The sequence below is a fragment of the Hydrogenophaga sp. ZJX-1 genome, from assembly GCF_048590325.1.
Taxonomy (GTDB): Bacteria; Pseudomonadota; Gammaproteobacteria; order Burkholderiales; family Burkholderiaceae_C; genus Hydrogenophaga.
In genome coordinates, this window is sequence record NZ_JBMBRA010000009.1 from 138,188 (window position 1) to 150,380 (window position 12,193).

The window sequence follows — 12,193 nt, forward strand, 5'->3', positions numbered from 1 at the left end:
GGTGCCCTGGGCGCCACCTTGGCATGCACAGGGATCGCGCTCCGGCGGTCCCAAAAATCAACATGAGCGACATCGAAAAGCCCGCAGAGCCGACGAAACAGGCGCGCAACCCGCTGCACGGCCTGACGCTGGAAACAATAGTCACCGCGCTGGCCGACCACTACGGCTGGGAAGAACTGGGCCAGCGCATCCCGGTGCGCTGCTTCAACGTGGACCCGAGCGTGGGTTCCAGCCTGCGCTTCCTGCGCAAGACGCCGTGGGCGCGCGAGAAGGTCGAAGGCCTGTACCTTTTCATGCTGCGCGAAGAGCGGCGGGCCGGCGGTCCCCGGGGCCGTACTTAATTGCATAGCAACATCCCTTGCGTGGGCGTGTGTCGTGCATGCACCACGGGGGCATCGTTTGCACCGGACTTCGGGCCCGGATTTGTCAGTCAAAAGAAGTGCTTTCGTGCCATGTCATGGCATTCCCGCCTTGTTGCGCACGAACGGGTGCAGTAAAAGCGGGTGTTCAGGGTGCCCTGCCCACACCGACACACCACACGTTCCATGCCCGAAACCTTTGATCTGACCACCGCTGTCTATGCCAAAACGGCCGTTGGGCAACAGGAAATCCAGACCCGATCGCTCGGCTTGTCGCCGCTGGTGCGCCGCATCCTCGTGCTGGTCGATGGCAAACGCTCGGGCAGCGAACTCGCCCCTTTTCTGAGCGGCAATGGCGACATTGAAGAGATCCTGGGTCAGTTGCTGACACTGGATTGCGTCGAGGCGCAGGCGCGCACCAAACCCATGGCCTCGCAGGCCGCTGCTGCCCCAGCCCCAGCCCCTGCAGCGACGGCAACGTCGACGGCGACAAATGAGGGGGTCGAGTCGTCGTCCAGCGAGATACCGGGCCTGCCGAGCGCCGGATCACGCAGCGCCAAAGACAACGAGATGGCGCGCAACTTCATGATCAACTCCGTCAACTCCATCATTGGCCAGAACATGCGCGTTTCGCTGGTGCACGACATCTTCCATGCCGAGACCACCGAGCAGTTGCGTGTGGTCTACCACGCCTGGGCGAGCAGCATGTCCAACCACGGCATGGGCGCCAAGCGCCTGCCGGAGCTGCGTGAGAAGCTGTTCAAGGTGCTCTGACGGGCTGAGGGCGCACCGTGCGCGCAGGCTTCAATGCGCGGCGGTTTTTGAGAAGATGTTGAGTACCGCCACGCCCGCCATGATCAGGCCCATGCCGAGCAAGCCGGCCAGATCGATCTTCTGCCCATAGACCACATAGGCCACCAGCGTGATGAGCACGATGCCCAGGCCCGACCAGATGGCATAGGTCACGCCCACCGGGATGGTCTTGAGCACCAGCGAGAGGCAGTAGAACGCCACCGCATAACCCGCCACCACGATGGCCGAAGGACCGAGCCGCGTGAACCCTTCGCTGGCCTTGAGCGCGGTCGTGCCGATGACCTCGGCCACGATCGCGATCCCCAGTGTCAGCCAGGCGTTCAAGCGGTCTTCTCCGCCACGGGCAGGCCGTCCACGAACACCTTGAGCTCGTTGGGCTCGAAGGCGGTCCAGGTCTCGTTGTGGGTGAGGGGCGTTGTGACGATCACGGCGGCGCGGTCACCGGGATGGTTGAGATCGGCGAAGTTGACGGTCCAGTCCTGGTCCATCAGGGTGGCCAGTGCAAACGGGTGCTGGCGCACGAGGTAGTGCAGCTTGGTGCTGCAATGCGCCCACAGCGCTTCGCCGTTGGAGAGCAGAAAGTTGAAGCTGCCGAAGTGGCGCACCTGGGGCACGAGTTCGCGCAGCGTGAGCGTGAGCTCTTCGGTGCTGGGCAGGCTGGCGTGGGATTTGGACAGCTCCTGCATCAGCCAGCAAAACGCGCGCTCGCTGTCGGTGCTGCCGATGGGACGGAAGTGGCTGTGCAGCGGAGGGAAATAGTCCTTCAGGTCACCGTTGTGGGCAAACACCCAGTGCCGTCCCCAGAGTTCGCGTGTGAACGGGTGGGCGTTTTCCAGCGACACCTCGCCGATGGTGGCCTTGCGCACGTGGGCGATGATGTTCTTGCTCTTGAGCGGGTATTTCTGCAGAAACTCCGCCATCGGCGACCGGGCCGCACTCTGGTGGTCCACAAACAGCCGCAGGCCGCGACCTTCAAAGAAAGCAATGCCCCAGCCGTCGGCGTGTTCTCCCGTGTTGCCACCGCGCTGGCAGAAACCGGTGAAGCTGAACGAGGCGTCGGTGGGGGTGGCGCAGTTGAGTCCGAGCAGTTGGCACATTTGGAAGACCCCCCTGCGCCGCTGCGCGGCTTCCCCCCTGGAAGGGGGACCGCACCAGTGGCCCGGCGAAGCCGGTTCCACGGTGCGTGCTGGGTGAGGGCTTCCTCGCTCCAGCGTCGCGCCTCGGTCGGAGGCTTTGTGGTGGCAGAGCTTGTATTGTGCGGCGGACTGTTCGCTGTGGGGCGCCGCTTCTGTCGGGTTGCGCGGGTCCACCGCAGGATCAGCTTCTCAGTCGGCTGCGCGCTCCGTTCGCAGCCGCCACGCGGCGATGATCGCCAGGGCGCAGATCGCGGCGAGCAGTCCAAAGGTCTCGTCAAACGCGGCCAGCCGTTCCGGGTTGGGGTTGGCTGTGTCGAGCCGGAAGCCGTGGGCGGCGACGCGCCATTCGAGCACGATGCCACACAGGCTGACGCCCGCGGCGCCGCCCAGCATGCGCAGGAAGTTGATCACGCTCGACCCCTGCGGGATGTGGCTGCGCTCCAGGCCGCGCATGGCGCCGATGTTGAGCGAGGGCAGGATGAAGCCCAGCCCGATGCGGCCCAGGATCGCCCAGGTCACCAGCAGCGGAATGATGTGGCTGGGTCGGCGCAGGTCGATCGTGAACATGAGGGCGAACGAGGCGGCCAGCAACACCAGCCCGATGGTGACCAGCCGGTGCGTGGGCTGGCGGTCGGCGAGGCGCCCGACGATGGCGATGGTGATCGCCAGCACCAGACCCGCCGGCAGCAGGATGCTGCCCACGTAGGACGGCGAGAGCCCCAGCCCCATCTGCATGTAGACCGGCAGCAGGTAGGTGGAGCCGAACAGCGCGATGCCGTAGATGAAGGCCACGATGCTGCCCATGGCGAAGCGCCGGTCGGCAAACAGCGAGAGGTTCATCAGCGGGTCGGTGCCTTCGTCGGGCCGCCGCAGCCGGCGCTTGAGCGTGCGCCGCTGCAGCCAAACGAACAACAGCAGCGCCAGCGCCGCGCCGCCCAGCAGGCCGGCGGCGCTGGCAGCGGTGCCGCCCTGCAGGTCGACCAGGCCGTTGAGCAGGCACAGCGTGCCCACTGTGGCGAGCAGCAGGCCACGCCAGTCAAGCCCGGCGCCCTGGGTGTTGGCAGCGCCCCCCCCCGGTGCCGTGCCGGGCACGAAGCGTTGCGCCAGCCAGAGCGACGCGATGCAGAACGGCACCACCATGAAGAAGATGGAGCGCCAGCCGAAGCCGTCGACCAGCAGGCCGCCGATGCTGGGGCCGATGGCCGGTGCCAGCACCACGCCCATGCCGAAGATGCCGCTGGCGCGGCCCTGCTCGTTCGGCTCGAAAGCCCGCAGGATGATGATGGCGGGAATGGGTTGCACCACGCCCGCCGCCAGACCCTCGGCCACGCGCGCCGCCAGCACCAGCGGGAAGTGATTGGCAAAACCGCCGGCCACGCCGCCGGCCATCAGCAGCCACATGCAGCCCGAATACGTGCGCCGGTAGCCATAGCGCGCCAGCAGCCAGGGCGTGGTCAGCATGGACACGGTCATCGCGGCCATGAAGCCCGAGGTGACCCACTGCGCGCGCTCCTGGCCGAGCGTGAAGTGCTGGCTCATGTCGGGGATCGCCACGTTGATGATGGTCGACGACATGATCGACGCCATGGTGCCCACCATCACCGAGAGCAGCAGCAACCAGCGGTAGCGTTCGCCGTAGCGCTCGCGCAGTGCGGTGATGGAATGGTCGGTGGGCTGTGTCATGGCGGGGAGGATGGGGACCCTGCAACGATAACCGCCCGCGCAATGCCCGGCACAGGATGCGGCCTAAGTTTCGCCTAAGCTTGGCTCGGGGCGCGCTGGCAGAATGACCGTGTGGGCCGTTCGACCCCCGGTCCTCCAAAGGAATCCACCATGCGGCTGCTGCTGGTTGAAGACGACACCATGATCGGCGAGTCCGTGCTCGATCTGCTGCGCGCCGAACACTACGCGGTGGACTGGGTGAAAGACGGCGAGCTGGCCGACACGGCGCTGCGCACCCAGAACTACGACCTGCTGCTGCTCGATCTGGGCCTGCCCCGGCGCGATGGCCTGTCGGTGCTGCGGGCGCTGCGCGCGCGCAAGAACCGCCTGCCGGTGCTGATCGCCACCGCCCGCGATTCGGTGCAGCAGCGCATCGAGGGGCTGGACGCCGGGGCCGACGACTACGTGCTCAAGCCCTACGACATGGACGAACTGCTCGCGCGCATCCGCGCCCTGCTGCGCCGCGCCGCCGGGCGCGCCGAGCCGGTGTACGAACACCAGGGCGTGAGCATCAACCCGGCCACGCGCGAGGTCTCGGTGAACGGCCAGCCGGTGGTGCTGTCGGCGCGCGAATGGGCGGTGCTCGAGCCCCTGCTGGCGCGGCCCGGTCTGGTGCTCTCGCGCCCGCAGCTGGAAGAAAAGCTCTACGGCTGGAAAGACGAGGTCAGCTCCAACGCGGTGGAGGTCTACATCCACGGCCTGCGCAAGAAGCTCGGGCCGGACATCATCCAGAACGTGCGTGGCGTGGGTTACATGGTGAAGAAGATATGAACCCCCTGCGCCGCTTCGCGGCTTCCCCCCAGGGGGATGGTGCTTGTGGCCCGGCAAAGCCGGTTCCACGGCACCTCTGGGTAGAGGTTCCATGCCCCATCGGCGCTTTGGCGGGAGTGCTGACGTGAAGCGCTACCTCTCATCCCTGCGCGCCCGGCTCCTGGTGTTCGTGCTGCTGGCCATCCTGGCCACCGCGCTGTTGCAGGCGGGGCTGGCCTGGCGGGCCGCGCGCGCCGAGACCGACGAGATTTTTGACTACCACATGCAGCAGACCGCGCTGTCGCTGCGCGCCGGCCTGCCGCAGGGCCTCGTCACCGGGGTGATCCCCGTGCCCGCCGAGGGGCAGGACTTCGACTTCGTGCTGCAGATCTGGACACTCGATGGCGAGCTGGTGTTCGAGTCGGCCGCGCGCGCCGAGCTGCCGCAGCGCGCGGTGCTGGGCTTCACCGACGTGCTCGCGCACGGCACGCGCTACCGCGTGTTTTCGGTGCAGGCGCGCAGCTTCGTGATCCAGGTGGCGCAGGACATGGCGGTGCGCCAGCGCATGGCCGGCTCGCTCGCGCTGCGCACGGCGGTGCCGATCCTGCTGCTGGCGCCGCTGCTCATGCTGCTGGTGGGCTGGGTGGTCAGCACCTCGCTGGCGCCGGTGGCGCGCGCGCAGCGCCAGGTGGCACAACGCCAGGCCGACGACCTGACCGAGCTCACCGAGACCGACCTGCCCGACGAGGTGCGCCCGCTGGTGCACGAGTTCAACGGCCTGCTGCGGCGCGTGGCGCAGGCCTTTGACGCGCAGCAGCGCTTCGTGGCCGACGCCGCGCACGAGCTGCGCTCGCCGCTGGCCGCGCTCAAACTGCAGGTGCAGGGCCTGCAGCGCGCACCCGATGACGCCACGCGCGAGCGCGCGCTGGAGCGCCTGGGCTCGGGCATCGACCGTGCCACGCGGCTGATCGAGCAACTGCTGGTGCTGGCGCGCCAGCAGGCCAATGCGGCGTCGGGGGAGCGGCCCGAGCCGGTGGCGCTGGACGAGTTGGTGCGCCTGGCCGTGGCCGACATGGCGCCTGCGGCCCAGGTGCGCAGCATCGACCTCGGCCTCGCCCAGGCCGACGCCGCGCGGGTGAGCGGCCACGCCGAGGCCTTGCGCATTCTCGTGCGCAACCTGCTGGAGAACGCGGTCAAGTACACCCCGGCGGGCGGGCGGGTCGATGTGGCGCTGCGCGCCGGCACGGGCCCGCTGGAGCTCAGCGTGGAAGACAGCGGGCCGGGCATTCCCGAGGCCGAACGCGGGCGTGTGCTGGACCGCTTCTACCGCGTGCCCGAGGCGGCGTCCTCCGGCAGTGGCCTGGGGCTGGCCATCGTCAAGGCGGTGGCCGATCTGCACGGCGCCACGCTGCAGCTGGATGCTTCGCCCACGCTGGGGGGCTTGCGCGTGCGGGTGGCTTTTCATCCTGGGTGAACAGATGGACCGTCTGTGTCCCGTTCGGTGCCCCTCGCGCGCCAAGGCCTGAGCGCACTCGCCTTGGCCAACAACGGTGTTGGCACGCGACCGGTGGAGAGCCGATTCACTGCTGGTTGCGGCAGGCGCTGTCCGATCACATCAGATGGAAGACAAGGCAAACCCTGCCCGCCGTGGTGCTTAAGCCCGGTCTAAGTGTTTGCTTCGACAGTGAAGCCATGTCCAACCCATGGCTTCACAAGGAGCACACATGAACACCCGAACCCTCTCACCCACCCGCCTCGTTCTCGCCCTGCTCACCGCCGGCTTGCTCGGCGGCGCCGGTGCCACCTACATGGCCGGCGGCCCCGCGCGGGCGGCGGCATCGGCATCGGCCAGCGCGCCGGTCGCGAGCAGCATGGCCCAGCCGGCCACCCCGCAGGGTGCGCCCGATTTTTCGCGCATCACCGAACGCTACGGACCGGCCGTGGTCAACATCAGTGTCAGCGGCGTGCGCCACGCTTCCGCCGAGGGCGAAGAGGCCGCCGCGGCGCGCGGCCTGCCTCCCGGCATCGATCCGGACGATCCGTTCTTCGAGTTCTTCCGCCGTTTCCAGGGCCAGGGCGGTGGTGCGCCAGGCCAGCGCTCGCAGCCGGTGCGCGGCCAGGGCTCGGGCTTCGTTGTGGGTGCCGACGGCCTGATCCTCACCAACGCCCACGTGGTGCGCGATGCCAGCGAAGTCATCGTCAAGCTCACCGACCGGCGCGAGTTCAAGGCCAGGGTGCTGGGCTCGGACCCGAAGACCGACGTGGCCGTTCTGAAGATCGATGCCAAGGACCTGCCCACCGTGCCGCTGGGAAGTGCGCGCGACCTCAAGGTCGGCGAGTGGGTGCTGGCCATCGGCTCGCCCTTCGGCTTCGAGAACAGCGTGAGCGCCGGCGTGGTCAGCGCCAAGGGCCGCTCGCTGCCCGACGACAGCTTCGTGCCCTTCATCCAGACCGACGTGGCGGTGAACCCGGGCAATTCGGGCGGGCCGCTGTTCAACAGCCGCGGCGAGGTGGTCGGCATCAACTCGCAGATCTACAGCCAGTCCGGTGGCTACCAGGGCCTGTCGTTCGCCATCCCCATCGAGATCGCCACGCAGGTCAAGGACCAGATCGTGGCCACCGGCAAGGCCAGCCATGCGCGCCTGGGCGTGGCGGTGCAGGAAGTGAACCAGACCCTGGCCGACTCCTTCAAGCTCGACAAGCCCGAAGGTGCGCTGGTCGCCAGCGTGGAGGCCGGTGGCCCGGCCGACAAGGCGGGGCTGAAGCCGGGCGACGTGATCCGCCAGGCGAACGGCCAGCGCATCGTGGCCTCGGGCGACCTGCCGGCGCTGATCGGCCAGTCCACCCCGGGCAGTCAGGTGACGCTGGAGGTCTGGCGCCAGGGCCAGACCGAGACGCTCACCGCCAAGCTCGGTGACGCGAGCGACAAGAAGACCCAGGTGGCCCAGGCCGCTGATGGCGTGGGCCAGGGCAAGCTCGGTCTGGCGCTGCGCCCGCTGCAGCCGCAGGAAAGGCGCGGAGCCGGGGTCAGCTCGGGCTTGGTGGTCGAGGACGTGGGCGGGCCTGCGGCGCTCGCCGGCGTGCAGCCGGGTGACCTGCTGATGGCGGTCAACGGCACGCCGGTGCAGAGCGTGGACCAGGTCCGGGCCGCGGTGGCGAAGTCGGCCAAGTCGGTGGCGCTGCTGATCCGGCGCGACGGCGAAACCATCTTCGTGCCGGTGCGCCTCGGATGAAGGCAGCGCCGCACGCCGAGGCCTGCGTGGACGGTCCCCGGCGCCACAGCGGGCTGTCGGCCCACATCCTGCCGACCTCGGCCACCATGATCGGGGTCTGCCTGACGGCGCTCTACATCAGCCTGCTCAGCCCCTTCAGCGCCGGGCGGGTGGTGGTTGACAAGCTGCTGGCGGTGGACGCGCTGGTGTTCCTCGTCAGCGCGGTGCTCTCGTTCGTCTCCATGCGCGTGCACGACGGCGGTTCACGTTTCGAGGCCCTGGGCGAAAACGTGTTCATCGGCGCGCTGGGCCTGCTGGCCCTGGGCGCCCTGGTGCTGGCGTTTGTCGTGAATTAGTGACCACCCCCGCCGCGTTGCGCGCGACCCCCTCAAGGGGACGGCACTGGCCGTCCGGCTAAGCAGGCCCGGCGCTGCCCTGTGCAGCGCCGCTGCCTGCGAGCGTTGTCGTTCAGCTTCGGCCGCGCCGGGCGCTGCGCCACAGGCGCACCGCCAGCAGCACCAGCGGCACGCTGTGCAGCAGCAGGTCGAAGATGTCGATGGGCTTGACCAGCGTGCCCTCGCTGAGCATGCGCAGCTTCTCGATCAGGTGCGGCTCCGGAATGATGGGCGCCACCGTCAGCCAGAGCGCGACGGCGATCAGAAGACCCAGGGGGAAGCGGTCGAGCCAGGCCATCAGGGGGTGCTTTCTTGGGTGTTGGCGTTGAAGCGGGCGAGGCAGCGTGCACAGATGCAGGCCTGGCCCTGTGCCTCTGCGGGCAAGCGCGCCAGCAGGTCGGGCGTGAAGGTTGCGGTGACACACCAGCACGGCGGCTGGGGTTCGCCCGTGGCCTTTTCGACCTCCATCGCGCAGCGGTTGTCGCCGCCACACAGCGGGCAACGGGTCGGGTCGATGGACAAGGTGGACAAGGCGGTGGTCTGCATGGAAATGGCGCGATCTGATCAGTGTACCGACCGAATGGCTGTGGTACTTTCAAAGCGTCCATGCCCCTCCTTCGAACCCCCATTTTCCTCGTCCTCGCGGCGCTGCTCTGGCACGGCGCCGTGATCGCCGCCGAACCGCTGCGCGTGGTGCCCGACACCCTGGCCCAGCGCGTGATGGCCTGCACCCTGTGCCACGGCCAGGAAGGCCGCGCCACCAACGCCGGCTACTTCCCGCGCATCGCCGGCAAACCGGCGGATTACCTGTACCACCAGTTGCTGCACTTTCGCGAGGGCCGGCGCAACAACGCCGGCATGCGCGATCTGCTCGACCACCTGAACGACGCCTACCTGCGCGACATCGCGGGCCACTTCGCCGGTCTGGATCTGCCTTACCCGCCGCCGCAGCCAGCCTCCGCGCCGCCGGCCGAACTGTCGCGGGGCGAAGCCCTGGTGCGCCACGGCGACCCGGCGCGCGAACTGCCCGCCTGCACCGCCTGCCACGGAGCGGCCCTGACCGGCGTCAGCCCCGCCGTGCCGGGCCTGCTGGGACTGCCGCGCGACTACCTGGTCGGCCAGCTCGGTGCCTGGCAGACCGGCCTGCGCCAGGCCTTTGTGCCCGATTGCATGGCCCACGTCGCGAAGCGCCTGGCTCCGTCCGATGTGGCCGCCGTGTCCAGCTGGCTCGCGGCCCAGCCCGTGCCCGCGGATGCGCACCCGGCACCGCCGACCCGCGAGACCCTGCCACTGAAATGCGGCCTTTCGCCCCAGCGCAGCGGGGGTGCGCGATGAGCTTCACCCCTTTGCGCACCGCGCTGGCGGTGCTGCTCCTGGCCTGCGGCGTGCTGACGGCGGCCGTGTGGTCCGAACTGCGTGGTGAGGCCCTGCCCGAGGCAGCCACGTGGCCACCCGCCACACCGGAGCAGGTGGCGCGCGGGGCCTACCTGGCGCGTGCCGGCAACTGCATGGCCTGCCACACCGCACGCGGCGGCGAAGCCTATGCCGGTGGCCGTGGCATCGCCACGCCCTTTGGCACCATCGTCGCCGGCAACCTCACGCCCGACCCACAAACCGGCCTGGGCCGCTGGTCGCCCGAGGCCTTCCGGCGTGCCCTGCATGAAGGCCGCTCGCGCGACGGCCACCTGCTGTACCCCGCTTTCCCTTACACCCACACCACGCAGATGCCGGACGCCGACGTGGCCGACCTGCACGCCTACCTGCGCAGCCTGCCCGCGGTGCGACAGGCCAACCAGCCGCACAGCCTGCGTTTCCCCTACAACACCCAGGCCGCGCTCGCCGTCTGGCGGCTGGTGCATTTCGAGCCCGGTCGCTTCCAGCCCGATCCCGCGCAGTCCGCCGAATGGAACCGGGGCGCCTACCTCGTCAACGGGCCGGCCCACTGCGCCGCCTGCCACAGCGAACGCAACGCCCTGGGCGGCGCCACAGGGTCCCTGGGTGCCAGTGCCATGCCCGACGGTCGCTGGCTCGCGCCTTCGCTGCGCGACCCGCAACAGGCAGGCGTGCAGCCGTGGGCCGTCGAACGCATCGTTGCACTGCTGCAGCAAGGCAGCGTGGACGGGGCTTCGGTCATGGGCCCCATGGCCGAGGTGGTGTTCCACGGCACGCAACACCTGCGCACCGAGGACCTGCGGGCCATGGCCGTCTACCTCCAGGCGGTGCCGCCGCAGCCCGTGCCAGCGGCCGAATTCGAAGCGGCCGACGCCTCGCAAAAGGCGCTGGGCGAACAGCTCTACCAGCGGCACTGTGTTGACTGCCACGGTGCCCAGGGGCAAGGCGCCACCGGGGCCTACCCCCCGCTGGCCGGCAACCGCGCCGTCACGATGGCGTCGTCCGTGAACCCGGTGCAGGCGATCCTGAGCGGTGGCTTTGCACCCGCCACCGCCGGCCATCCGCAGCCCTACGGCATGCCACCGTTCCGCACCCTGCTGAACGACACCGAGGTCGCTGCGGTGGCCAGCTTCGTCCGCCAGAGCTGGGGGAACCAGGCGGGCGCGGTGTCTTCACTGGACGTGCAACGCATTCGCTGAGCTTGGGTCGGCGTCGCGTGGCGCCTGGGTGACCGCGCGGGGGGGCACCGGGTCACTACCATGGTGCCATGAACACCGCCACATCCTCCGACGAAGGCCGCATCAGCACCGAGTTGCGTGGCCATGTGCTGCTGATCGGCATCGACCGTCCGGCCAAGCGCAACGGCTTCACCCCGGCCATGCTGCGCGCACTGGCCGAGGCCTACACCCGGCTCGACGACGAGCCCGCGCTGCGCGTGGGCGTGCTGCACGCCCACGGCGAGCACTTCACCGCCGGCCTCGACCTGCCCATCTTCGCGCCGCTCATGCAGCGCGGCGAGTACGCCGTGCCGCACGGCCTGGTGGACCCGCTCAACCTGGGCGACGCCGGCTGGCGCCGCCGCACCAAGCCGATGGTGGTGGCGGTCAAAGGCATCACCTACACGCTGGGCATCGAACTCATGCTCGCGGCCGACATCGTGGTCGCGGCGGATAACTGCCGCTTCTCGCAGCTCGAAGTCCAGCGCGGCATCATGGCCACCGGCGGCGCCACGCTGCGCATGGCCGAACGCGCCGGCCTGGGCAATGCGCTGCTGCACCTGCTGACCGGCGACGTGTTCGACAGCGCCGAGGCGCTGCGCCTGCATTTCGTGCAACGCGTGGTGCCCGTCGGCCAGGAGCTCGACGAAGCCCTGCGCATCGCGGCGCAGATCGCCCAGCAGGCCCCGTTGGCCGTGGTGGCGACGCGGCTCAACGTGTGGAAGGCGGTGGAGCAGGGGCCGCTGGTCGCCATGGCCGAGTTCGATGCGGTGCAGCAGCGGCTGGCGAACAGCGAGGATGCACGAGAGGGTGTGGCTTCGTTCAAAGAGAAGCGGGCGGCGGTGTTCAAAGGGCGCTGAGCCGCTACCGATCGGCAATTCGATTCAGACGCTCCCAGAAAACCGCGCCACCAGCGCCTCACCCCACTCCCACGGCCCGGTGATCGTCAACGTCACCGTGGTCCAGTCGCCGTCGGTCTGCACCTGCTGGTCGGCGTCCCAGGCGCCGCCTTCGTCCAGCGGCCCGCGCGGGCCGGGGCTGTGGCGTGCGGCCCAGTCCAGCACGGCCTGCACCTCCTTCATCACATCAGGCAACTGCTCTGCCCGCACGCTGGCCATGGCGTCCCAGGTGCCGGTGCCTTCACCATCGTCGCTGGCGTCGAAGATCAGGTAGTTCAATGACACGTTCTACCGGTAC

At 69.1% G+C, this 12,193-nt stretch carries 15 protein-coding genes; 9 read left to right on the forward strand and 6 right to left on the reverse strand.

Annotated features, from left to right (window positions below; all coding sequences use genetic code 11):
• The first annotated feature begins 62 nt into the window (after positions 1-62).
• Both ACN5W5_RS21820 and ACN5W5_RS21825 read left to right on the forward strand, forming a co-directional pair.
• Positions 63-341: a VF530 family DNA-binding protein gene (locus ACN5W5_RS21820; RefSeq protein ID WP_420050539.1), complete on the forward strand. Its 279-nt coding sequence runs from the start codon at positions 63-65 to the stop codon at positions 339-341.
• Between the two features lie 204 nt (positions 342-545).
• Positions 546-1,133: a hypothetical protein gene (locus tag ACN5W5_RS21825; RefSeq protein ID WP_420050540.1), complete on the forward strand. Its 588-nt coding sequence runs from the start codon at positions 546-548 to the stop codon at positions 1,131-1,133.
• Between the two features lie 30 nt (positions 1,134-1,163).
• Here ACN5W5_RS21825 and ACN5W5_RS21830 read toward each other — a convergent pair whose 3' ends face one another.
• The 3 genes from ACN5W5_RS21830 to ACN5W5_RS21840 form a co-directional block, all read right to left on the reverse strand.
• The gene (locus ACN5W5_RS21830; protein WP_420050541.1) at positions 1,164-1,496 is read right to left on the reverse strand and encodes a DMT family transporter; all 333 of its coding nucleotides are present in this window, start codon (positions 1,494-1,496) and stop codon (positions 1,164-1,166) included.
• Entirely contained in the window at positions 1,493-2,269 is a 777-nt protein-coding gene (locus tag ACN5W5_RS21835) for a class II glutamine amidotransferase (RefSeq protein WP_420050542.1), read from the reverse strand. Before ACN5W5_RS21835 ends, ACN5W5_RS21830 begins: the two co-directional genes overlap by 4 nt.
• A gap of 228 nt (positions 2,270-2,497) precedes the next feature.
• Positions 2,498-3,991: a DHA2 family efflux MFS transporter permease subunit gene (locus ACN5W5_RS21840; protein WP_420050543.1), complete on the reverse strand. Its 1,494-nt coding sequence runs from the start codon at positions 3,989-3,991 to the stop codon at positions 2,498-2,500.
• Positions 3,992-4,141: 150 nt separating this feature from the next.
• Between ACN5W5_RS21840 and ACN5W5_RS21845 the strand changes: the two genes are divergently transcribed.
• The 4 genes from ACN5W5_RS21845 to ACN5W5_RS21860 all read left to right on the forward strand — a co-directional run bounded on the left by ACN5W5_RS21845 (position 4,142) and on the right by ACN5W5_RS21860 (position 8,348).
• A complete protein-coding gene (locus ACN5W5_RS21845) occupies positions 4,142-4,801 on the forward strand; it encodes a response regulator (RefSeq protein WP_420050544.1) in 660 nt (219 codons plus the stop codon).
• 91 nt (positions 4,802-4,892) lie between these two features.
• A complete protein-coding gene (locus ACN5W5_RS21850) occupies positions 4,893-6,254 on the forward strand; it encodes an ATP-binding protein (RefSeq protein ID WP_420050545.1) in 1,362 nt (453 codons plus the stop codon).
• 250 nt (positions 6,255-6,504) lie between these two features.
• Complete coding sequence (locus tag ACN5W5_RS21855; RefSeq protein WP_420050546.1) at positions 6,505-8,013, forward strand: DegQ family serine endoprotease; 1,509 nt, start codon at positions 6,505-6,507, stop codon at positions 8,011-8,013.
• Positions 8,010-8,348 carry a hypothetical protein gene (locus tag ACN5W5_RS21860; protein ID WP_420050547.1) on the forward strand — a complete coding sequence of 113 codons (339 nt, stop codon included), beginning with the start codon at positions 8,010-8,012 and terminating at the stop codon, positions 8,346-8,348. Before ACN5W5_RS21855 ends, ACN5W5_RS21860 begins: the two co-directional genes overlap by 4 nt.
• 112 nt (positions 8,349-8,460) lie before the next feature.
• On the opposite strand, the gene ACN5W5_RS21865 is transcribed toward ACN5W5_RS21860, so the two are convergent.
• Together ACN5W5_RS21865 and ACN5W5_RS21870 are read right to left on the reverse strand one after the other, a co-directional pair.
• Complete coding sequence (locus tag ACN5W5_RS21865; protein WP_420050548.1) at positions 8,461-8,685, reverse strand: hypothetical protein; 225 nt, start codon at positions 8,683-8,685, stop codon at positions 8,461-8,463.
• Complete coding sequence (locus tag ACN5W5_RS21870; protein WP_420050549.1) at positions 8,685-8,933, reverse strand: cysteine-rich CWC family protein; 249 nt, start codon at positions 8,931-8,933, stop codon at positions 8,685-8,687. Before ACN5W5_RS21870 ends, ACN5W5_RS21865 begins: the two co-directional genes overlap by 1 nt.
• Before the next feature lie 60 nt (positions 8,934-8,993).
• On the opposite strand from ACN5W5_RS21870, the gene ACN5W5_RS21875 reads away from it, so the two are divergent.
• The 3 genes from ACN5W5_RS21875 (at position 8,994) to ACN5W5_RS21885 (ending at position 11,856) form a co-directional block, all read left to right on the forward strand.
• On the forward strand, positions 8,994-9,722 hold the full coding sequence (locus tag ACN5W5_RS21875; protein ID WP_420050550.1) for a c-type cytochrome: 729 nt from the start codon (positions 8,994-8,996) through the stop codon (positions 9,720-9,722).
• Positions 9,719-10,978 carry a c-type cytochrome gene (locus ACN5W5_RS21880; protein WP_420050551.1) on the forward strand — a complete coding sequence of 420 codons (1,260 nt, stop codon included), beginning with the start codon at positions 9,719-9,721 and terminating at the stop codon, positions 10,976-10,978. The genes ACN5W5_RS21875 and ACN5W5_RS21880 overlap by 4 nt, the downstream gene beginning before the upstream one ends.
• 68 nt (positions 10,979-11,046) lie before the next feature.
• Positions 11,047-11,856 (forward strand): crotonase/enoyl-CoA hydratase family protein, encoded by an 810-nt coding sequence (locus ACN5W5_RS21885; RefSeq protein ID WP_420050552.1) that lies wholly within the window; start codon positions 11,047-11,049, stop codon positions 11,854-11,856.
• A gap of 24 nt (positions 11,857-11,880) precedes the next feature.
• Here ACN5W5_RS21885 and ACN5W5_RS21890 read toward each other — a convergent pair whose 3' ends face one another.
• A complete protein-coding gene (locus tag ACN5W5_RS21890; RefSeq protein WP_420050553.1) occupies positions 11,881-12,180 on the reverse strand; it encodes a hypothetical protein in 300 nt (99 codons plus the stop codon).
• Positions 12,181-12,193: the final 13 nt, after the last annotated feature.